Genomic DNA, 20,878 nt, shown 5'->3' with positions numbered 1-20,878 from the left:
TCGGAAGGTCAAGACATGTCAGAATTCGCGGGAAAGCGCTACGTCGTCACCGGTGCCGCATCAGGGATCGGCCATTGCGTGGCCGAGAAGCTTCTTGCCGAAGGTGCCGAGGTGTTCAGCCTCGATCGCAACACCCCGACCGCAGCGGTCACCGGGCACATCGAGGTGGATCTGGCGAATCCATCCAGCATCGATGCGGCCATCGAACAGGTCGACGGTACCTTCGACGCGCTGCTCAGCGTGGCTGGCGTCCCCGGAACCGCGCCTGCCGACACGGTTTTTGCGGTCAACTCGCTCGCGGTCCGGCACCTCACGGAATCGTTCCTCGATCGGCTTGGCGAGCAGGGCAACGTGGTCGTGGTCTCGTCCACGGCGGGCTTCGGTTGGCCACAGCGTCTCGAGACCATTCGTGAGGTTCTCGCCACCGACACCTTCGAGGAGGGTGCACAGTGGTTCAAGAGCAATCCGCAGCAGGGCAATGCCTACAACTGGTCGAAGGAAGTCACCACGGTCTACGTCATGTCCATGGGACTGGCATTGCACGAGATGGGATTTCGTATCAACGCCGTCCTGCCGGGCCCGGTGAACACGCCGATCCTGAAGGACTTCCGCGAGACCATGGGTGACGACACGATCGACGGACTCGAAACGATGCTCGGCAGGCACGCGAACCCGGAGGACATTGCGGATGTCGTTCTGTTCCTCGCCTCCGACTCCGCGAGGTGGGTCAACGGCGAGACGATCACGGTCGACGGCGGAACCGGTGGCGCGGTTCTGTCCGGCTCGGTGCCGGTACCGGAGTTCTGAGCCGACATGACAACGACAGAGACTCGCGAAATGTCCTCGCCTGCACTGGAACGACGTGTGCAGGCGTTGCGGGCAGTACATGCGTCGGGCCGGACACGGCCGATCGAATGGCGACTGAAGCAGCTCGAGGGCATCGTTCGCCTCGTCACCGAACGGGAGGCCGATGTCGCCGCGGCGTTGGCGAAGGACCTGGGGCGCAGTCCCGTCGAGGCCTGGCTCGGTGACCTGACGTCGACCAAGGGTGAGGCCGAGTACGCGATCAAGCACCTGCGCCGATGGATGAAGCCCGAGCGAGTTCGTTTGCCGCTCAATCAACTTCCGGGCTCGGCGTGGGTTCAGGACGAGCCGCTCGGAGTCGTTCTCGTCATCGGACCGTGGAACTACCCGGTCTACCTCACGCTGGGACCGCTGATCGCGGCGGTTGCCGCAGGCAACTGCACCGTGGTCAAGCCCTCCGAGCTTGCACCCGCAACCTCGGCACTGTTGGCGACACTGTTGCCGCAGTACGTCGATCCCGACGCCGTCATCGTCGTCGAGGGCGACGGAGCGACAACTCAGGAATTGCTCGCGCTCGGATTCGACCACGCGTTGTTCACCGGTGGCACCGAGGTCGGCCGCAAGATCATGGCAGCGGCGGCACCGACTTTGACGCCGGTCACTCTCGAGCTCGGAGGGAAGAGTCCGGCCATCGTGACCGCCGATGCGGATCTCGACGTGGTCGCACGGCGGATCGCGTGGGTCAAGCTGCTCAACTCCGGGCAGACGTGTATTTCACCCGACTACGTTCTGGTCGACGAGAAGGTGCGCGACCGATTGGTCGAGAAGTTGGTTGCGACCGTGGCGCAGTTCAGGTCCGATCAGGTCGGTGGCCAGCGCATCGTCAACAAACGACAGTTCGACAGACTTGCCGGGTACATCGCGGAAACGAAGGGCAGAATCGTAACGGGCGGTGGCGTCGACGAGGGTGCTCTGACCATCGAGCCGACCATCATCGTCGATCCCGATGTGGCGGAACCGGCGATGTCGGACGAGATCTTCGGTCCGATTCTTCCGGTTGTCGGCTACCGTACGACCGAGGATGCGATCTCATTCGTCAACCGGAGACCGAAGCCGTTGGGGCTGTACATCTTCAGCTCGTCGAAGAAGGCCGCCCGAGACATGACCGACAGAATTCCCGCGGGCGGAGTCGTCATCAATCACGTTGCGCTGCATTGCCTCGTGGCCGCGCTTCCGTTCGGCGGTGTCGGTGCCAGCGGTATGGGTGCGTACCACGGTGAATGGGGTTTCCATACCTTGAGTCACCGAAAGTCCGTGCTGTCGAAGACCCTCAAGCCGGACATTCGAGTCATCTATCCGCCCTACACCGATCGAGCCAAGAAGATCATGAGAAGGATCTTCTGACCCATCGACCTCGAGTAGTTCGGACAGGTTCACAGCAACAAGGGAGTGGTAGATGGGCGTCGAGGTCTCGGTGAGCGGACTCACCAAATCGTTCGGATCGCAGAGCATCTGGAGAGATGTGTCTCTGACATTGCCGGCGGGCGAGGTGAGTGCGCTCCTGGGGCCCTCGGGCACAGGCAAATCCGTGTTCTTGAAGTCGTTGATCGGATTGCTGCGGCCCGAAGAGGGTTCGATCGTCATCGACGGAACCGACATCATGCAGTGTTCCTCGCGGGAGCTCTACGAGATCAGGAAGCTGTTCGGGGTGCTGTTCCAGGACGGTGCGTTGTTCGGCTCGATGAACCTGTTCGACAACGTCGCCTTTCCGCTGCGCGAGCACACGAAGAAGTCCGAGTCCGACATCCGCACCATCGTGATGGAGAAGCTCGAGCTGACGGGTCTGCTCGGTGCGGAGGACAAGCTGCCCGGTGAGATCTCGGGCGGCATGCGCAAGCGGGCCGGATTGGCGAGAGCGCTCGTTCTCGACCCGAAGATCATTCTGGTCGACGAGCCCGATTCGGGGCTCGATCCGGTCCGAACCACCTACATCAGCCAGCTGCTGCTGAACATCAATGCGCAGATCGATGCGACCACGCTGATCGTCACGCACAACATCAATCTCGCTCGAACGGTGCCGGACAACATCGGCATGCTGTTCCGCAAGGAGTTGGTGATGTTCGGACCGCGCGAGGTGCTCCTGACGTCGGACGAGCCGGCCGTCAAGCAGTTCCTCAACGGAACGATGATGGGGCCGATCGGGATGAGCGAGGAGAAGGACTCTTCGCAGATCCGCGAAGAGATGGCACTGATGGAGGCCGGCCACCACCTCGGCGGCGTCGACGACATCGAAGGCATCATGCCGCAGATGGAGCCGACGCCGGGAATGCCGCGTAGGCAAGCAGTCGATCGACGCCGAGAACGAGTGCGGCTGATCGTCGACACCCTCCCGACCAACGCTCGGGCAGCGGTGATGCGCAGTCTCGACGACAACGCTCAGGAATTCGGAACGGTCCGGGGCTGAGCCATCGGCCGCACACTCGGTCGACCACGACCTCACAGTGAAACAGTGGACGGAGGAGCGCGCCTTCCTCGATAGTGGTCTGATGGACACGCTGAATCCCGATGTACCGGATGACGTCTTCGCGGACGTGTTGAAGCAGATCTCGCAGTTCGTTCGGTCACGTGTCGTGCCGCGTGAACTCGAGATCATGAACACCGATTCGATTCCGGGGGGATCTGCGTAAGCAGGCCGCGGAGATGGGATTGTTCGGCTACGCGCTTCCGCAGGAGTGGGGCGGGCTCGGTCTCAATCTGATTCAGGACGTCGAGTTCGCGATGGAGCTCGGTTACACCTCGCTGTCGCTCCGATCGATGTTCGGCACGAACAACGGGATCGCCGGCCAGGTGCTCGTGGGATTCGGTACCGAGGAGCAGAAGGCGACGTGGTTGCCGGGCATGGCATCCGGCGACATCGTGGCGTCCTTCGCGCTGACCGAGGACGGGGCTGGGTCCAATCCAGCGGGGCTACGGACCACCGCGAAAGTCGACGGCACCGGGTGGGTCATCAACGGCAGCAAGCGCTACATCACCAATGCACCGATCGCGAACATGTTCGTCGTCTTCGCCAAGCTGGACCCGAAACCGCAGGCCGGCAACGGTATTGCAGTATTCCTGGTTCCTGCCGACACCGCCGGGATCGACGTGGGCGTCAAGGACGCGAAGATGGGGCAACAGGGCTCCGGGACGGCCGATGTGAACTTCACCGACGTACGCGTCGAGGCCGATGCCTTGGTCGGGGGGAACGGCGACATCGGGTACAAGGCGGCGATGACCTCGCTGGCGCGGGGGCGGGTGCACATTGCCGCGCTCGCAGTCGGTCAGGCGCAGCGTGCCTTGGACGAGTCGGTGTCGTATGCCGCGGCGTCCACTCAGGGCGGTGAGCCGATCGGGAATTTTCAACTGGTGCAGGCGATGATCGCCGATCAGCAGGTCGGTGTCATGGCGGGCCGGGCGATGGTGCGTGAGGCTGCGCGGGCGTGGGTGCAGGAGACCGATCGCCGTATTGCGCCGTCTGCGGTGAAGTTGTTCTGCACAGAAATGGTCGGCAGGGTCGCCGATCTGGCCGTCCAGATCCACGGCGGTGCCGGGTACATGCGGGAGGTTCCGGTCGAGCGCATCTACCGGGATGTGCGATTGCTCCGGTTGTACGAGGGGACGAGCGAAATTCAGCGGTTGATCGTCGGTGGCGGCCTGATTCGGGCCGAACGGAAACGCAACTCGTGAGCGCACCACGCGAAGGTCTTCCTGGCATGTCCTTCAGGATGCTTCGCTCCGACCACGTCGGATTCTCCGTCGGCTCCCTCGACGACGCCCTTCGGTTCTGGATCGACGGTCTCGGAGCGACCCTCGAACGCACCGGTGAGATGGGTGGAGAGTTTCTCGGAGAGGTCACCGGGGCGCACGGCGCGACGGTCCGGATGGCGGTGGTTTCCGTTGCGGGTCAGACGATCGAGCTGTTGGAATATCGCAACGTGGACGGGGAGCCGGGGACGTCGCGACCTTACGATCCGGGTTTCGCGCACCTTGCTTTCGAGGTCGACAACATCGATGCGGTCCTGACTCGCATCGCGGACTTCGGATGGACGGCGCAGGGAACTCCCCAACCCATTGCCGGCGGTGCCAAGGTGGGCACCCGCGTCGTGTACGCAGTGGGCCCGGACGGCGAGACCATCGAATTCATGGAGCCGCCGCAGTGACGACCAGGCCGGGCTACAAAGAGGTCATGTACCGCAGAAAGTCCGAAAACCGGCACTGAAATTCTCGGGCGCAGGCAGGGCGTAGTCCGACCGGTCGTCGCGCCGATCGAACGGTGACGTAACGACGTCCAGCAGGCGCTCGAAAGGTTCGAGATTGCCCTCGGTCGCGGAATTCAGGGCAGCGTCGACCAGATGGTTGCGGGGAATGTATGCCGGGTTGACGCGATCCATGCCGTCGGCGACGGATGAAAGGTCCTGTCCACGTGCCGAAACCGCATTGCGCCAACGCTCGAGCCAATTTCCGGACGCATCGGGTGGAACGAGCGACTCGAACGGAGCCGCGTTCCCGCGCAGATTCTCTGCGAGGGCGCGGAACGTCAGTGTCCAGTCGGCACGGTGATCGGTGAGCAACCGGTGCAGGTCGTCCACGAGCGCCGCGTCCACGCCATCGTCTGCCAGGCCGAGCTTGAGGGCCATCGCCGCCGAGTAGTGGTGTCGGTAGCGGTCCGCGTACGTGTCGAGGACCGCGGTGAGGGCTGTGATGGCATCGTCGGGAGTCGTATTCACCAGTGGCAGTAGGGTTTCGCCGAATCGGGCCAGATTCCAACCGAGAACCGCGGGTTGATTGCCGTAGGCGTAGCGCCCGCCGTGGTCGATGGAGCTGAACACCGTTCTCGGATCGTATGCGTCCAGAAAGGCGCACGGCCCGTAGTCGATGGTCTCGCCGGAGATGGTCGTGTTGTCGGTGTTCATGACACCGTGCACGAATCCGACCGACATCCACTGGGCTACGAGGGACGCCTGAGCATCCACGACGGCCTCGAAGAAGGCGAGGTAGCGATCCTCGGGTGCACGCTCGACGAATTCAGGGTAGTGGCGGGCGATCGCGTAGTCCGCGAGGGTTTGCGCGAGCCCTTCCCGCCGGGCGGCGAACTCGAAGGTGCCCACCCGCAGATGGCTCGACGCAAACCTGGCGAGCACCGCGCCGGGTTGCGGTCCTCCTTCTCGCAGTACCTGCTCACCGGTCGTGACGACGGCGAGTGAACGCGTGGTGGGAATGTTCAGTGTGTGCATGGCCTCGCTGATCAGGTATTCGCGCAGCATCGCTCCCACTACCGCGCGCCCGTCACCGCCACGCGAGAACGGTGTGGCGCCGGACCCTTTGAGATGCAGATCGACTCGATGGCCCCGATCGTCGCGAAGCTCACCGAGTAGCAGCGCACGACCGTCGCCCAGGAGGGGCTGGAAGTTGCCGAACTGGTGACCCGCGTAGGCCATCGCCACGGTTGCAACCTCGGCCGGAGGAATCGACCCGGACAGCACGCCCGCCCCTTCCGGAGTCCGCAGCGCCGCCGGGTCGAGCGCGAGTGACCGGGCCAGGCCGTCGTTGAGGATCAGCACGCGAGGGTCCGGTGCGTGAGTGCCCTGCCACGGCACCGTGACGCCGGGAACCTCGTCGGCCAAGGTGGTCTCGAATCCGAACGAAGGCAGGTTCGCGGTCGGGACTGTCGGCCGCGGCGAAGTTTCGGTCATGGTTCAGGGTTACCACTTGCCGCGGTCCCCAATCCCCGAGGCCTGGGTGACCGTTGCTTTTCCGAGCCGATCAAGTCCGAACGGACGCAGTGCGGGGCATAATCGAAAAATGGCGGACTTCAACCAGATGATCATCGACGAGTTTCGCAGCAACGGCGGACACGTGTCCACGGCGGGCTTCGGTGATGCGCTCGTCGTACTCCACTCCATAGGTGCCAAGAGCGGAGAGGTTCGGTTGAACCCCTTGATGGCGATCCCGGAGGACGGAAGCTGGCTGATCGTCGGGTCGGCAGCCGGCTGACCCAAACACCCCGCCTGGGTGCACAACCTGCGTGCACACCCCGCCATCGACGTCGAGATTCCCGGAGACGGTGCCGTCGAGACCATCTCGGTGACCGTGTCGGAAATCCCAGACGACGAGTGGGACGCGAACTGGCAGAAATTCTTGGACGCGTCCGAGGGCTTCGCGAAGTACGTCGAGACAGCCGAAGGGCGACGGTTTCCGATCTTCCGGCTGACTCCCGCCTGACCCACAACCCCGGTCAGAGCGCTGTGCGCTCGAACACCGCCGCCAGTCCCTGTCCTCCACCGATGCACATGGTTTCGAGCCCGTAGCGGACCTCGCGCCGATCCATTTCCCGAAGCAGTGTCGCCAGAATTCTGGCCCCGGTTGCGCCCACGGGATGGCCGAGCGAAATGCCCGAACCGTTCGGGTTGAGTCGCGAATCGGTGGGCTCGATCTCCCAGGTCCGAAGGACCGACAGCGCCTGAGCCGCAAAAGCTTCGTTCAGTTCGATGACACCCATGTCGTCGAGTCCCAGATCCAGTCGGCCGAGCGCGGCTCGGCTCGCGGGCACCGGTCCGATGCCCATCGTGCGGGGCGGGACGCCTGACACCGCCCACGACGCGAGTCGGGCAAGCGGTCGAAGGCCCAGCTCGGACGCGACCTCGGGGGTCGTGACGATGCACAGCGCCGCGCCGTCGTTCTGGCCGCTGGCGTTTCCCGCAGTAACCGTCGAATCGGGGTCGACCCGCTGGCGTATCGGACGCAGTGACGCCAAGCTCTCCATGGTGGTGTCGGCGCGCGGGTGTTCGTCGATGGCAACGACTGTGGGCTCCCCTTTCCGATTGGGAACCGACACGGGGACGATTTCCTCTTCGAAGACGCCGTTCGCTTGCGCTGCGACTGCTCGACGATGCGAAAGAACTGCCAGCGAGTCCTGGTCTGCGCGGGAGATCGAGAATTCTGAGCGTAAATTCTCGGCGGTTTCGATCATTCCGCCGGGAACCGGGAAGTTCGCTCCTCCTGCGGTGACGCGCGCGCGGGCCAATCGGTCGGCCAACTGGACCGATTCTGCCTTGACGCCCCATCGCATGCCGGTCGCGTAGAACTCGGCGCTGCTCATCGACTCTGCCCCGCCGGCCAGAACGAGAGTGCTGGCTCCGGTTTGAACCTGCATGCACGCGTTGATGATTGCTTGCAAGCCGGATCCGCATCGGCGATCGATCTGTTGCCCGGGGACCTCGATGCCCAGTCCGGCCTGCAATGCTGCCACTCGGCCGAGTGCGGGTGCTTCTCCGTTGGGTGACGCTTGGCCGAGGATCACGTCATCCACGCGGCCGGCCGGAATGCCGGTGCGATGCATTATTTCTCGGATGACAGTGGCCGCGAGTTCCTCGGGGGCTATGTCTCGGAAAACGCCTCCGAACCGTCCGACGGGTGTTCGAAGCGGTTCGCAGATGACGGCGTCTGGCATGTGCATTCCTAACTGGAGGTCAGTGTTCATGGAGATCGAGTTCGAAACAGAGCCCGCCACGTCGATGCTGCGGCCCCGGCCAACAGCCCGCCCGTGAGGTAGAAGACCGCACCCGCCCCGGCCGAACCGGCGAAGGTGCCTGCGACGAGGGGGATGACTACTTGACCGAGGCGATTACCCGTCAGACGAAGCGAGAGAGCAGACGCACGGTTACGTGGGTTCACCAGTCCGGCAACCCAAGTCATCGTCAGGGGTTGCGCAAGCCCCCAGAAGAATCCGGCGATCGCGATCAGTACACCCACTACCCATTGGTTCGGCAGGATCGGGACCAGAACCATGGGAAGAGCAGAGCAGAGGCTCCCGGACACCAGAAGCCACTGTCTGGGAGCCACTTTCAACAGCTGAGTGAGCAGCGTACGTGAGATGATGGCGGCGACGGAGCGAGCTGTCAAGATGACTGTCACGACTACGACGCTGTACCCGTATTGCTCTCCGAATACTGGCAGATATGCGGTCATCAGGTCCATGGACGTCAGAATGATCAAACTCGAGAATACTGCTGGGCGCATGCCTTTCGTCGTCAACATCGTTCGTGTGGACTGTTTTTCGTGCTGCTTGCGCGCGCTGACCGAGGCCCCGCTGATACTCAGTGAGGGTGCCATCGTGAGGATCGACGCCACGACCGCGACGCCGAACATGGCAATCAAGGCTCCTTGTGTGTCCACATGGCCGACGTCGCTGCGTGAGGCGATGAAGCCGACGATCGGTATTCCGATCGACTGGCCCACCGATATCCAGACCGTCAATCCCCCGAAGCGCCGGTCGTAGTCGTCCGGCTTCGACCGGACGGGAATGTAGCCCTGGCTGGACACCATGGTCAGGATGTGGCTGAAGCCCAGCAAGATACAACCGGCAGCCAGTACCACGATCCCCGAGCTCACGATGACGACTGCGACGGCGATGAGTGAGATCGCGGTGCCCAGGCGCAGCATGGTCGCCGCCCGCCGCCCGTCGACCGCCCGTCCGATCTGCATTGCCGCGACCAGTGGAAGCAGCGAATACAGGGCCGTGAGGACTCCGACCGTCAGGGCATCGCCGCCGAGTTCCAACGCTTTGTAGGTGATCATCACACGTACTGCTGCGTACACCGCTTGGATGAGTGCCGTTGTGGCACAGAGCATCACAAACCAAGACTTGATCATCTTCGCTCAGTGTCCCTTGCCGGCTTCGACGCGACCGACAGGGAGGTCACTCATTCGAGAAGTTCTCGATTTCGTCGGCTCCTGCAGCCCGAAGGTCGGGCTCCCGTTCGCGAATGCGGCTGGCGCGGGCCACGTGTTCGGCGGTCAGTCGCCCGGCCTCCTCCGCATCTCCTCGTTCGATCGCGGCGAGAATGCCGTCGTGATCGTGCTGAAGCTCGGCCGCATCTGCGGGTCGACGCCACACGGTGGTGCCCGGGGTGAAACGGGCCCACAGAAGTTCGAGGTGCTGAACGATCAGCGGTGACGTCTGGCCGTAGATGGCGAAGTGGAAGGCTCGATTGAGAACCGATAGTTCGGCGGGAGTGCTGGTACCCGCTGCCTGAGCGGCGGACAGCTCGGCATGTGCTGCCCGGATCGCGTCGAGCCCACGCGGCGTCATTCTCTCCACGGCCATTTCGGCGGCCGTGCGCTCGGCCGCGGCACGGAGGCGATAGAGGTCGCGGGCGGTGTCCGGCGTCATTTCGCGGACCGACGCACCCTTGTGTGCGTCGTAGGAGACGACTCCGTCGGCTTCGAGCATGCGCAGTGCTTCGCGAACCGGTGTGGCGCTGACTCCGTATCGCTTGGCGAGAACGGTCTGTTTGATCAGCTCGCCGGGCTTGATCGCACCGCTGGCCACGTCTTCCTTGAGGCGGTCGACTACGTATTTCGTCCGGCTCACTGGCGGGGCGGAACTGGAGACGCTCATGCCGGGGACCTCTCTTCGTGCGAAGTGCGCTCTATTTTGTCTACACCATCGTGTGTTGACCTTACGCATAAACAGTCGGTTGCACATGGACTATGGACAGTAGACAACACTCTATAGACTGTGTAACGTGCATCACCAGCGCAGGGGAGTGTGACCGGCAACTCACGGTTCGATAACGATGCAGGCCCATCCCACTGGCGAGACAATCACTGACGAGACCGATTACGGAGATGCGAATGAGCTCCCAGGACAATCTGACACTGGATATCGCCGACTGGATCGTGAGGCAGAGCAATGCCCCACTCCCGGCGAACATGGATCATCATGTTCGGCGCATGCTCCTCGATCACTTGGCCGGCGTAGCCGCAAGCGCGGTAGGAGATGTGTCGCGCGCCGTCGGGGTGCACGTCTCGCGGTCATACACAGGCTCCACGTCCACTGCGATCGGTCACGGTCGCACGTCTGCCCTGGGTGCAGCACTGCTCAACGGAACCAACGGCCACGGAATCGAGTCGGACGAGGGGTACACACCGGGTTCGATGCACCCGACCTCGGTGGTCTTTCCGGCCGTGTTCGCAGTCGCTCAAGAGCGTGGGATCAGCGGTGAGCGCGTCCTGATCGCCTCCGCCATCGGAATGGAGCTGGCCTGCAGAATTGCCGACGCAGGCCACCCCGCAACGCGTAACCGCCATTTCCACAACACCCCGATCGCCGGAGTCTTCGGGGCTGCTGCCGCCGTCGCGGTTCTGCTCGAGCTCGACGCGAACGGCGTTGCCAACGCGCTCGGCCTCGCCGGCTCGCACGCCAGCGGCGTCTTCGAGTTCCTGGGCGGTTCGGCCGAGGTCAAGCGCTTCCATCCAGGCAAAGCTGCCCGTGACGGCATCGCCAGTGCCGACTTGGCCGAAGCCGGCCTCACCGGGCCCACCACCATCTTCGAGGGTCGCGACGGTTACTTCGCCGCCTATGCGGGGGACGAAGGCACGGACTGGTTCGCCGATACCCTCACCCGAGGACTCGGTGAGGACTGGGTTCTACTGCGCACCTACGTGAAGCCGTATCCGTGCTGCCGACACCTGCACGGTGCGATCGACGCAGTCCTGGCGATTCGGAACGAACACGCCCTCGATGCAGCCGACATCAGCTCGATCGACGTCGGTACGTTCGCCATCGCCACCCGGCACGCCGGCCGGGTTCTCGACACCATCCTGCAGGCGCAGCTGAGTCTTCCGTTCACCGTCGCCGTCGCTGCCGTCCGCGGAGCCGTCACCATGACGGACTTCGCCGAGACCACCCGGCAGGACGCGGAGATCGTCGCGCTCATGGACATGGTGACCGTTCGTCTGGACGAAGCCGCCGACGCGTCGTACCCCAAGACCGGACGCCCGGCCGAGGTTGCGATCACCACCAAGGACGGACGTCGTTTGGTGCACCGCGTCGAGCAGCCGTACGGGGAGCCGACCAACCCCATGTCCGACGCCGACCTCGAGGTCAAGGCTCGCGGACTCGTCGAGCCGCTCATCGGTTCGGACGGGGCCAAACAGCTGATCGAATCCTGCTGGAACTTCGACACTCTCGAATTCCTCGACGATCTCGACGCCGCAGTGCGCGCGTACTCCACCACCACCTAAGACATCCACTTCCGCCGGTCATCCGTCGGATACAGAAAGGACCTCTCATGGAGGTTGCAGTTCACGACCTCGAACTCGCTTACGGCGATTTCGTAGCCATCAAGAGTCTCGACCTGATCATCCCGGACGGTGAATCGGTGGTCCTGCTCGGCCAGTCGGGTTGCGGAAAGACCAGCACGATGCGCTGCATCGCCGGTCTCGAAATGCCCACCGGTGGGACCATTTCGATCGGTGACAAGACGGTGTTCGACGGCAACTCCGGACGCGTCGTACCGGTGTACAAGCGCAACGTGGGCATGGTCTTCCAGTCCTACGCGGTGTGGCCGCACAAGACCGTCCTCGAGAACGTGGCCTTTCCGCTGAAGATGAAGGGCGTGGCGAAGTCCAAGCGTCGGGCAGAGGCGCTCGCCGTACTCGAACTCGTCGGACTCGCGCACCTGGCCGACCGCGGAGCGAGCATGCTCTCCGGTGGACAGATGCAGCGCGTGGCACTCGCACGTTCCATGGCGATGGCCCCGAGCGTGCTTCTGCTCGACGAGCCACTGTCCAACCTCGACGCCAGGCTGCGCGACGACCTCCGTGTCGAGCTCCGCAGGATCCAGACCGAACGTGGTCTGACGAGCCTCTACGTCACCCACGATCAGCAAGAAGCGCTCGCTCTGGCCGATCGCATCGCGATCATGCAGGAGGGCCGCATCAGTCAGCTCGGCACTCCCGAGCAGATCTACGGGTCGCCGGTGAGCGCCTCGATCGCCAGCTTCCTCGGCGTGACCAATGTCTTCTCGGTCGCGGCCGACTCGACGTCTCGATCGCTTCACCTCACCGGGTCCGAGGTTGTGCTTCGGTCCAGCTCCGACGTGCCCACGGCGGCATCGAGTGCCTGCATTCGACCCGAAGACATTCTCGTCACCCTCGATCAGCCGCGTGACGTTGCCTCGGCCGCAGGCCATTCCGACACCAATCTCCTCGACGGTGTTGTCGAGATCGCCGTCTTCCAGGGCGCAACGATTCGATGCAAGGTCAAGCTCGACGGCGGAGTTCAGCTCGACGCAGTGTGCGCACCACCTGCCGACGGTGTGCTGGCGCCGGGCGCGCGTGTCAAGGTCACCATCGCGGCAGACGCGGTCAAGGTTCTGCCCGACGAAGCACCGGTCGTGGATTCCCGAGTGGCGGTAGCGGCATGAGTGCGTCCCTTCTCGAGAAAGCGGCACCGGAGGCACCGCTTCCACTCGTACCGCGTAAGCGCAACAAGAAGATCGGCCGTCGCGGCAAGTTCGGAAGCCTCCCCCTACTGCTCGTCGTCGCATTCCTCGTGCTCGTACCTGCAGGCTTCGTCCTGCTTGCTGCGTTCAGCGAAACGGTTCCGCGCCCCGGAAGCATCTCGTTCGATCTGACTTTGAAGAACGTCGACGTTCTCCTCGAGGCCGGCGTCCTCGGAGCGACTGCGAACTCCTTGCTCATTGCGGTGTCCGCGACAGCGATTGCCCTGTGCATCGGCGGTTTCCTGGCATTCATCACCGCCAGAACGAACGTCCGCGGAAAGTCCTTTGTCTTTCTCATCGGCCTGATGCCGATGTTCCTGCCGTCGTACGTGGGTGCATTGGCGTGGTCGATTCTCGGAAGTCCGGGAGCAGGTCTGCTCAATGTCGGAGCCCGCGATCTAGGGATGGGCAGCCCGGTGAACATGTACTCCACCGGTGGTGTCGTCATGGTGTTCGCCATGTATTACGCGCCCTACGCCTTTCTCCTGATTCATGCCTCGATGTCGCTGATGAACCCCGACCTCGAAGATGCATCCAGCGTGCACGGAGCATCCACCTGGCGCACGATTCGGTCGGTCACCACCCCGCTGGCCCTGCCGGCGATCATGGGTTCGGGGTTGTTGATGTTCATCTTGATCCTCGAAAACTTCCCTGTCGCACAGGTATTGGCAACCCCCGGGCAGATCGACACTCTGCCCACCTTCATCTACAGGTTGATGAACACCTCGCCGTCCCGCGGTAACGAGGCATCCGTCATCGCGATCGTTCTGGTTGCCGCCGTCATTGCCATCACGATCGTGCAGCGCAAGGTGTTGGCGAAGCGCTCGTACACCACGGTTTCGGGCAAGGGAGTCAAGGCTCGCACCCTCGACCTCGGCAAGCTGCGCACACCGGCACTGCTGCTGGCGTTGCTGTATTTCGTTCTGGCGATCGTGCTTCCGCTGCTCGCCCTGTTCCTGTCGGCCATCCGCAGCTCTCCGTACATGCAGTCGTTCGGTTCCTTGACCGAGCCGGGCGCACTGGACATCACCTCGTTCACGGACGTGTTCTCCTCGGAGACCTTCCACACCGCAGCGACCAACAGTGTCCTGGTGTCGGTCATGGCGGCAGCAGGCGGAACGGTGCTGGCCTTCCTTGTGGGATACACCGTCTACCGCACCAGCTCGTATGCACGCGGTCTGCTCGAAGCGCTGTCGATGGTGCCGCTGGCCATCCCGGCGATCGTTCTCGGTATCGGATTGCTCTGGACGTGGTTGGTCATGCCGGTCCCGGTGTACGGCACGCTCTGGGTTCTGATCATCGGCTTCGTCGCGGTGCAGATGCCACAGGGCTTCCGCGGTATCGCTGCTGCCATCCAGTCGACGGATCGCGATCTGGAAGACAGTGCAGTCCTGTTGGGCGCACGCCGCTTTCGGGCCATCAGCTTCGTCACGATTCCGCTGCTCCGCGTCGCGGTGTCCTCGACGTTCCTGATGCTGCTGATGCTCAGCATGCGAGAGCTCACCGTGCCTCTGTTCCTGTACACCACCGACACCCGCATTCTCTCGATCGCCATCTACGACCAGTTCGAGAACGGTGGAGCGCTCCGCGAGGCTTCCGCGCTGGCACTGATCTACTGCGCGATCATGTTCATCCTCAGTTACCTGCCGCGCCGGATCGGTGCCAAGAGTGGGTCCGGTCATGCGTAACGCAACCGGCTCGAAAGGAATCGAAATGTCTACTCGAAAGGGACGTCTCCCGCGGCTGGCCGGAGCCCTCGTGGCAGCGACCGCACTCGTCGTGACGCTGACAGCCTGCGGCCAGGAAGGCGGTGGCAAAGACGAGCAAGCGCGCGAGCTGTATCGGGCCTCGGAGGTCGACACCAGCAACGGTCTCGTGATCGACGGGGAACTCGTTGCGGACAAGGCACTCTGGGATGCGGCGCAGGGGGGAGTGGTCAAGCTCTACTCCGGTACCGGAAAAGAAGCCGAGGACCTCACTGCGGCGCGATTCAAGCAGGAGACGGGCCTCGACATCGAGCTGACGCGTTTGCCGACGAACAAGCTCGCCGAACGTGTTCTGTCCGAGCAGGGCGCAGGCAAACTCGGTGCCGACATCGCGCGAGTGACCGATCCGCGAGTGGCGAAACAATTCTCCGAACAGGGTGTATTCGTACCGTATGCAACACCTTTCGACGATCTGCTCCGTCAGCAGAACACCGGTTTACGCGACACCTATCTCAACTGCTACTACTTCGTGAACGCAATGGGATACAACGACGCGATCATCGAAGAGGATCAGCCCACCCAGTGGGAGGACCTGACCGACCCGAAGTACAAGGGAAAGCTCGGTGTCGTCGCGGTGACCACCGGCGGAACGCTGAATGCGCTGGCCAACTTCCAGATCTCCACACTCGGCGAAGACTTCCTGAAAAAGCAGGGAGAGCAGAATCCACGCATCTTCGATTCGACGTCCACCGAGGTCGATGCGCTTGCTCGTGGTGAGATATCCATCGCATCGCTGAGCTTCAACAACGCGTTCGCGGCCGAACTCGCAGGTGCGCCTCTCGAATTGGTGATTCCCGACAAGGGCGTGTCGGCGTCGGAAAACTTGATGGGCATGACCGCGAACGGTCTCGCCAATCCCGCTGCTCAGGTGTTCATGAATTGGACGATGTCCAAGTCCGGACAAGGATTCGCAGCGGCACAGGGGTTCGTCCCGGCGCGTACCGACATGGACCCGATCAAAGCGGGCGACAAGTACCAGCTGCCGCAGGCGAATTCGCCGCAGTTCCATCTCTTCACCGAAGAGGAATACGACGAGTTCGCAGCGCGAGACGAAGAGATCTGGAAGCAGGCGTTCGGTTACATGGGCTGATCCGGCCCGAATCGAGAGCGATCTCGCAGACTTCATGAATCTATAGAATATCGAGAGAAGGACAATCATGACCGCAGTGATGACCGACCGTGATGCACTGGTGGATTCGGTTCGCGCCTTCGCGAAACGGCACCTCGCCGACGGAGCCCTCGAACGGGCCCATGACCCCGCGTACTCGTGGGACATCGCTCGCCTGCTGGGCGCGCAAGATCTTCTGGGCCTGACCATCGCCGAGAAGGACGGGGGCCAGGGAGCATCGTTGGCCGACGCGGTGGCCGTCATCCAGGAAGTTGCTCGCTCGTGCCCCAAGAGCGCAGACATCCTGCAGGCCGGTAACTTCGGCGCGATCCGTACCTTCGCCGAGTTCGGTACCGAGGAGCAGAAGCACAAGTACCTGCCGGACCTGTTGTCGGGCAACGCCCTGATCAGCCTCGGCATGAGCGAGCCCGGGGCAGGTTCGGCCGCGACCGAGCTGGAGACCTCGGTGACCGAGGACGGTGACGGGTATCGGCTCAACGGCACCAAGATCTGGGGCACGCACAGCGTCGACGCGACACTGTTTCTGATCTACGTCCGCTTCGGCCCCGGCACCCGCAACATCGGCTCCGTTCTCGTCGAGCGCGGTGCCGAAGGACTCTCGTTCGGGAAGCCGTCGAACTACATGAGCGGCGAGCAGTGGTGCCAACTCTACTTCGACAACGTGTGGGTCCCGCGCGAGAACATCCTGCTCGGACCGGGTGGGTTCAAGAAGCAGATGAGCGGGTTCAACGTCGAGCGCATCGGAAACGCCTCGCGCGCATTGGCTCTGGGGCGACTGGCCTTCGACACCGCGCGTGCACACGTGAGTGAGCGGACCCAGTTCGGCCGCACTCTCAACGAATTTCAGGGCCTGCAGTGGAAGTTCGCCGAGGTGGCGGTTGCTCTCGACGGTGCCGAACTGCTGCTCGAGCGTGCCGTCCGTAACGCCGCGGCCGGCCTGCCGTCCGCGTACGAGACCTCGGTCGCCAAGCTCGCCGCCAACGAGGCAGGTTTCCTCGCCGCCAACGAAGCGATGCAGGCCATGGGTGCCCTGGGCTACAGCTCCGAATCCCTCGTCGAGTACTGCATGCGTCGTACCCGCGGCTGGATGATCGCGGGTGGATCCATCGAGATGTTGAAGAACCGCATTGCCGAGGAAGTGTTCGACCGGAAGTTCAGTCAGCGTGCACCGAGGCAGGAAGACGCCCGATGACCTCGACGCCGGTGGCGGTGCGAAGCATCGTTTCCTACGAGGTCGAGGACAGGGTTGCGGTCCTGACGATCGACAATCCTCCGGTCAATGCGAGTAGCGCAGCGGTTCGGCGAGGTCTGTTGGACGGGCTCGGTGCCGCGAATGCAGACAGTGCGATCGATGCGATCGTTCTCCTCGGAGCGGGCAAACATTTCGTGTCCGGTTCGGATCTGCGAGAGTTCGACGGACCCGTCCCCGAGCCGACACTGCCTACCGTCATCGCGGCAATCGAGGCCTCTGCCACGCCCGTCGTCGCGGCTATCTCCGGCTCGACGCTGGGCGGTGGCTTCGAGCTGGCGCTCGGATGTGACTACCGAATCGCTGCACCTGGGACCGTCGTGGGATTGCCGGAAATCGGCCTCGGAATGATCCCGGGTGCCGGCGGCACGCAGCGACCGTTGCGCATCATCGGACCCTCACGAACGCTGGATCTGATCACCTCCGGCAAGTCCATGCCGGTGCGATGGGCAGCTGACAACGGTCTCGTCGACAGCCTGACCGACGATGATCTGCGCTCTGCTGCAGTCTCTTTCGCTCGGAATTGCTCGGGCAAGCGTGTTCTGATGGACCTTCCGGTCGTATCGGTCGATGAGCCGGGTGAGTTCGAGCAGACGGCACACGCAGTGCTGACGCGGGGACGCGGACGACCGCAGTACGCGGCGGCGGTGACAGCGATTCTGAACGGCGTGGCGCTGTCTGCGCCGTCCGCGATCGCCTTCGAGCGAGCCGAATTCACCAGACTGCGCAACGGTCCTGAAGCGGCGGCTTTGCGTCACCTGTTCTTCGCTCGACGTGAAACGACGAAGGCGAACAAGCCGACGTCGCCGAGGGAAGTCGACTCGGTGGGTGTCGTCGGCGCGGGAACGATGGGAGCCGGCATCGCCCGCGCCTTCGTCGAGGCGGGGAAGTCCGTGGTCCTGGTAGACAGGGATCCCGACATGGCGGTGCGGGCAATCGAGAAGTTGCGTTCGACGTACGAGCGGTCGGTCGCACAGGGGCGGCTTGGCACGCACGATGTCGACGAGCGCATGATGCTCCTGAGCCCCGGTCGTTCGGTCGAGTCCTTGGACGAATGCGACCTCGTCATCGAGGCTGTCTTCGAGGACATGGCGGTCAAGAAGGAACTGCTGCAACGGCTTCAGCATGTGGTTCGTCCGCACGTCACTCTGGCGACAAACACCTCGTATCTGGATGTCGACGAGCTTGCGACGGCGGTCGATCGTCCCGGTCGGGTAGTGGGTATGCACTTCTTCAGCCCTGCGCATCGCGCGGCGGTCCTCGAAGTGGTGCGAGGGCGCGAGACGTCACGTGAGGCATTGGACCGAGCGTTGACAGCGGCGAACGTGTTGAAGAAGCTGCCGATCGTTGCCGGCGTGTGCGACGGGTTTATCGGGAACCGGATCTACAACGCCTATCGTCGCCAATGCGAGCTGATGCTCGAAGAGGGTGCCTACCCGGAGCAGGTCGACCGAGCGTTGGTCCAGTTCGGTTTCGCGATGGGGCCGTTCGCTGTCTCGGACATGTCGGGGCTCGATATCGCCTGGCGGATGCGGCAGGCGAAGAGTGCCGATCGCAATCCCGCCGAACGGTATCCGGACGTCGCGGACACTCTGTGCGAGCAGGGCCGATTCGGCCAGAAGACCGGCGCGGGTTGGTATCGGTACGTAGACGGTTCTCGAACCCCGATCTCCGACCCGGCCGTCCACGAGCTGATCGACCGATCCTCGGCGAGCAAGGGCATCGAACGCAGTTCGTTCACCGACGACGCCATCGTCGACCGTGTTCTGTTGTCCATGGCGAACGAGGCATCGTTGTTGTTGGCCGAAGGCATTGCCGACCGTCCCGGCGATATCGACCTGATGCTGACACTTGCCTACGGATTTCCCTCGCATGTCGGCGGCCTCGGGCCGTGGGTATCGAACCAGGATCCTGCCGAGCTCTCGCAACGGCTCGAACGTCTGGCCTCGGTGGTCGGATCAGGATTCACCGTCGGTGACCCGGCGGTTCTGCGTACGTAGCCAAGCCACGCACGATGACAGCCACCTCGATCTCCGTCGAGGTGGCTGTCGGCGCATGAACGAGATTTCGAACCATCCGTGTCGTACGAATCGTCCGACTCGGAATCAGCGCCGATCGCGACCTACGAAATCCATTGGGGCCAAGAGCTCGTGGAGCCCACAACTTAAAGGAACAGACCATTGGCAAGAGTGCATCCCGCTGCGGGTACCGGTGAGGTAGCCGACCGAGTCAGAGCCCGCAGAGGCGGCCACTTGACTCCGCTCGATGAGGCCCTGCTGCACAGCGAGCCGTTCGCAGACGGATGGAATATATTGCTCGGTGCCGTCAGGTCCAGCATGGCGTTGCCCGGTGTGCTCCGAGAGCTCGCGATCTGCCGCATCGCCGCGTTGAACGGCACCGACTACGAGTGGCGTGCGCACGCCCCGATCGCACACGCAGAGGGGCTGACGGACGAGCAGGTTGCCGCCCTGAGACTCGGCGCCGACACCACGCCGCTGGAGGACGATCATCAGCTCGTCCTCGCCTACACGGACGCGATGACGCGGTCGGTCACGGTGCCGGACGAGCTCAGCGCGGCCGTTCACAAGCGTTTGGGCACACAGCAACTCGTTGAGCTGACCGGCACCATCGCGGCGTACAACATGGTGTCTCGATTTCTCGTAGCACTCCACGTCGGCCACGCCGAGTCGGCGGACACGTCCGAATCAACGGAAAGCGAAGTGACGGCATGACCGGTCGATTGGCAGGCAGAGTTGCCCTGGTAACGGGAGCAGGAAGTGTCGGACCGGGTTGGGGTAACGGTCGTGCGTCCGCGGTGCGCTTCGCCCAAGAAGGCGCGACGGTCTTCGCGGTCGATCTGAACCGGGAGGCACTCGACGAGACCGTGGCACGCTTCGACGGGCCGGCAGGTTCGATCATCCCCCTGCAGTGCGATGTAACCGATACCGCTGCCGTCGAGACCGTCGTGTCCACGTGTGTAGAACAAGCGGGCAGGATCGACATACTGGTCAACAACGTCGGTGGGTCTCGCGCCGGTGGGCCGGTGGAGATGACCGAAGAGGAGTGGAACAAACAGCTCGAATTCAATCTCACGACAACATTTCTCACGTGTAAGCACGTCCTGCCGCACATGAAGGAGGCCGGCACAGGTGCCATCGTCAACACCGCGTCGACATCGGGCATCCGCTGGACCGGAGCTGCACAAGCGGCGTACGCCGCGTCGAAGGCCGGAGTGATCGCATTCACCCGGTCCGTCGCGGTTCAACACGCTCCGTTCGGTATTCGTGCCAACACTGTGATCCCGGGACAACTGCACACGCCGATGGTCGAGGTTCGGCTCGCCGGTCAACGCTCCGGTGGTGACGTCGACAAGCTACTCGAACAACGGCTCTCGCGGATTCCGGTCGGTTTCATGGGCGATGGCCGAGACACCGCGAACGTCGCACTGTTCCTCGCATCCGACGAGGCACGGTTCATCACCGGTACCGAGATCGTCGTCGACGGCGGCATGTCGGCTCGCTGCGACTGAACCTGTGGGAGATCGCACACGGCAAACGAGCGGCCCCGAACCTGTCGGTTCGGGGCCGCTACGGTTCTGGCC

Annotated in this window: 16 protein-coding genes and 2 pseudogenes; 14 read left to right on the top strand and 4 right to left on the bottom strand. The window is 63.3% G+C overall.

The features are described 5' to 3' along the window. Positions 1–15 precede the first annotated feature (15 nt). From CH294_RS04630 to CH294_RS04610, 5 genes and pseudogenes are all read left to right on the top strand, one after another. Positions 16–807, top strand: a complete 792-nt coding sequence (locus tag CH294_RS04630) for a coniferyl-alcohol dehydrogenase (protein ID WP_094737115.1) — start codon at positions 16–18, stop codon at positions 805–807. A gap of 6 nt (positions 808–813) precedes the next feature. Beyond that, entirely contained in the window at positions 814–2,208 is a 1,395-nt protein-coding gene (locus CH294_RS04625) for an aldehyde dehydrogenase family protein (protein ID WP_094737114.1), read from the top strand. A gap of 52 nt (positions 2,209–2,260) precedes the next feature. After that, positions 2,261–3,268, top strand: a complete 1,008-nt coding sequence (locus CH294_RS04620) for an ABC transporter ATP-binding protein (RefSeq protein WP_094737113.1) — start codon at positions 2,261–2,263, stop codon at positions 3,266–3,268. An 82-nt stretch (positions 3,269–3,350) separates the two neighbouring features. Further along, positions 3,351–4,530 (top strand): annotated as a pseudogene (locus CH294_RS04615) (acyl-CoA dehydrogenase family protein). Between the two features lie 26 nt (positions 4,531–4,556). Next, the gene (locus CH294_RS04610; protein ID WP_170944580.1) at positions 4,557–5,003 is read left to right on the top strand and encodes a VOC family protein; all 447 of its coding nucleotides are present in this window, start codon (positions 4,557–4,559) and stop codon (positions 5,001–5,003) included. 24 nt (positions 5,004–5,027) lie between these two features. Here the strand turns inward: CH294_RS04610 and CH294_RS04605 are convergent, their stop codons facing one another. Further along, the gene (locus tag CH294_RS04605; RefSeq protein WP_094737112.1) at positions 5,028–6,536 is read right to left on the bottom strand and encodes a protein adenylyltransferase SelO; all 1,509 of its coding nucleotides are present in this window, start codon (positions 6,534–6,536) and stop codon (positions 5,028–5,030) included. Positions 6,537–6,645: 109 nt separating this feature from the next. Between CH294_RS04605 and CH294_RS04600 the strand changes: the two are divergent. After that, positions 6,646–7,065, top strand: a pseudogene (locus CH294_RS04600) (nitroreductase/quinone reductase family protein). A 13-nt stretch (positions 7,066–7,078) separates the two neighbouring features. Here CH294_RS04600 and CH294_RS04595 read toward each other — a convergent pair. Genes CH294_RS04595 through CH294_RS04585 form a run of 3 tightly spaced genes read right to left on the bottom strand, consistent with a single transcriptional unit; the run spans position 7,079 to position 10,243 of the window. Continuing rightward, complete coding sequence (locus CH294_RS04595) at positions 7,079–8,293, bottom strand: acetyl-CoA C-acetyltransferase (RefSeq protein WP_094737190.1); 1,215 nt, start codon at positions 8,291–8,293, stop codon at positions 7,079–7,081. A 26-nt stretch (positions 8,294–8,319) separates the two neighbouring features. Further along, positions 8,320–9,495 (bottom strand): MFS transporter, encoded by a 1,176-nt coding sequence (locus CH294_RS04590; protein ID WP_249305045.1) that lies wholly within the window; start codon positions 9,493–9,495, stop codon positions 8,320–8,322. A 46-nt stretch (positions 9,496–9,541) separates the two neighbouring features. Continuing rightward, positions 9,542–10,243 (bottom strand): GntR family transcriptional regulator, encoded by a 702-nt coding sequence (locus tag CH294_RS04585; RefSeq protein ID WP_094737111.1) that lies wholly within the window; start codon positions 10,241–10,243, stop codon positions 9,542–9,544. 236 nt (positions 10,244–10,479) lie between these two features. Here CH294_RS04585 and CH294_RS04580 point away from each other — a divergent pair, with 236 nt between their 5' ends. The 8 genes from CH294_RS04580 to CH294_RS04545 all read left to right on the top strand — a co-directional run bounded on the left by CH294_RS04580 (position 10,480) and on the right by CH294_RS04545 (position 20,806). Further along, on the top strand, positions 10,480–11,871 hold the full coding sequence (locus tag CH294_RS04580; protein WP_094737110.1) for an MmgE/PrpD family protein: 1,392 nt from the start codon (positions 10,480–10,482) through the stop codon (positions 11,869–11,871). A 47-nt stretch (positions 11,872–11,918) separates the two neighbouring features. After that, a complete protein-coding gene (locus tag CH294_RS04575) occupies positions 11,919–13,055 on the top strand; it encodes an ABC transporter ATP-binding protein (RefSeq protein WP_037154151.1) in 1,137 nt (378 codons plus the stop codon). Next, positions 13,052–14,821, top strand: a complete 1,770-nt coding sequence (locus CH294_RS04570) for an iron ABC transporter permease (RefSeq protein ID WP_094702823.1) — start codon at positions 13,052–13,054, stop codon at positions 14,819–14,821. Before CH294_RS04575 ends, CH294_RS04570 begins: the two co-directional genes overlap by 4 nt. A 25-nt stretch (positions 14,822–14,846) precedes the next feature. Continuing rightward, positions 14,847–15,989 (top strand): extracellular solute-binding protein, encoded by a 1,143-nt coding sequence (locus CH294_RS04565; RefSeq protein ID WP_052078029.1) that lies wholly within the window; start codon positions 14,847–14,849, stop codon positions 15,987–15,989. A gap of 67 nt (positions 15,990–16,056) precedes the next feature. Further along, positions 16,057–17,220, top strand: a complete 1,164-nt coding sequence (locus CH294_RS04560) for an acyl-CoA dehydrogenase family protein (RefSeq protein ID WP_032405660.1) — start codon at positions 16,057–16,059, stop codon at positions 17,218–17,220. Then, positions 17,217–19,277: a 3-hydroxyacyl-CoA dehydrogenase NAD-binding domain-containing protein gene (locus tag CH294_RS04555; RefSeq protein WP_094737109.1), complete on the top strand. Its 2,061-nt coding sequence runs from the start codon at positions 17,217–17,219 to the stop codon at positions 19,275–19,277. The genes CH294_RS04560 and CH294_RS04555 overlap by 4 nt, the downstream gene beginning before the upstream one ends. A 252-nt stretch (positions 19,278–19,529) precedes the next feature. Further along, complete coding sequence (locus CH294_RS04550; RefSeq protein WP_249305043.1) at positions 19,530–20,009, top strand: carboxymuconolactone decarboxylase family protein; 480 nt, start codon at positions 19,530–19,532, stop codon at positions 20,007–20,009. Beyond that, positions 20,006–20,806, top strand: a complete 801-nt coding sequence (locus tag CH294_RS04545; protein WP_094737107.1) for an SDR family NAD(P)-dependent oxidoreductase — start codon at positions 20,006–20,008, stop codon at positions 20,804–20,806. The genes CH294_RS04550 and CH294_RS04545 overlap by 4 nt, the downstream gene beginning before the upstream one ends. The last annotated feature ends 72 nt before the right edge of the window (positions 20,807–20,878 follow it).

It is taken from the genome of Rhodococcus sp. 14-2483-1-1 (genome assembly GCF_002259335.1).
In the GTDB taxonomy this organism is placed as follows: domain Bacteria; phylum Actinomycetota; class Actinomycetes; order Mycobacteriales; family Mycobacteriaceae; genus Rhodococcoides.
Note: the sequence above shows the minus strand (reverse complement) of the source record. Positions and strands in the feature narration are given on the sequence as shown.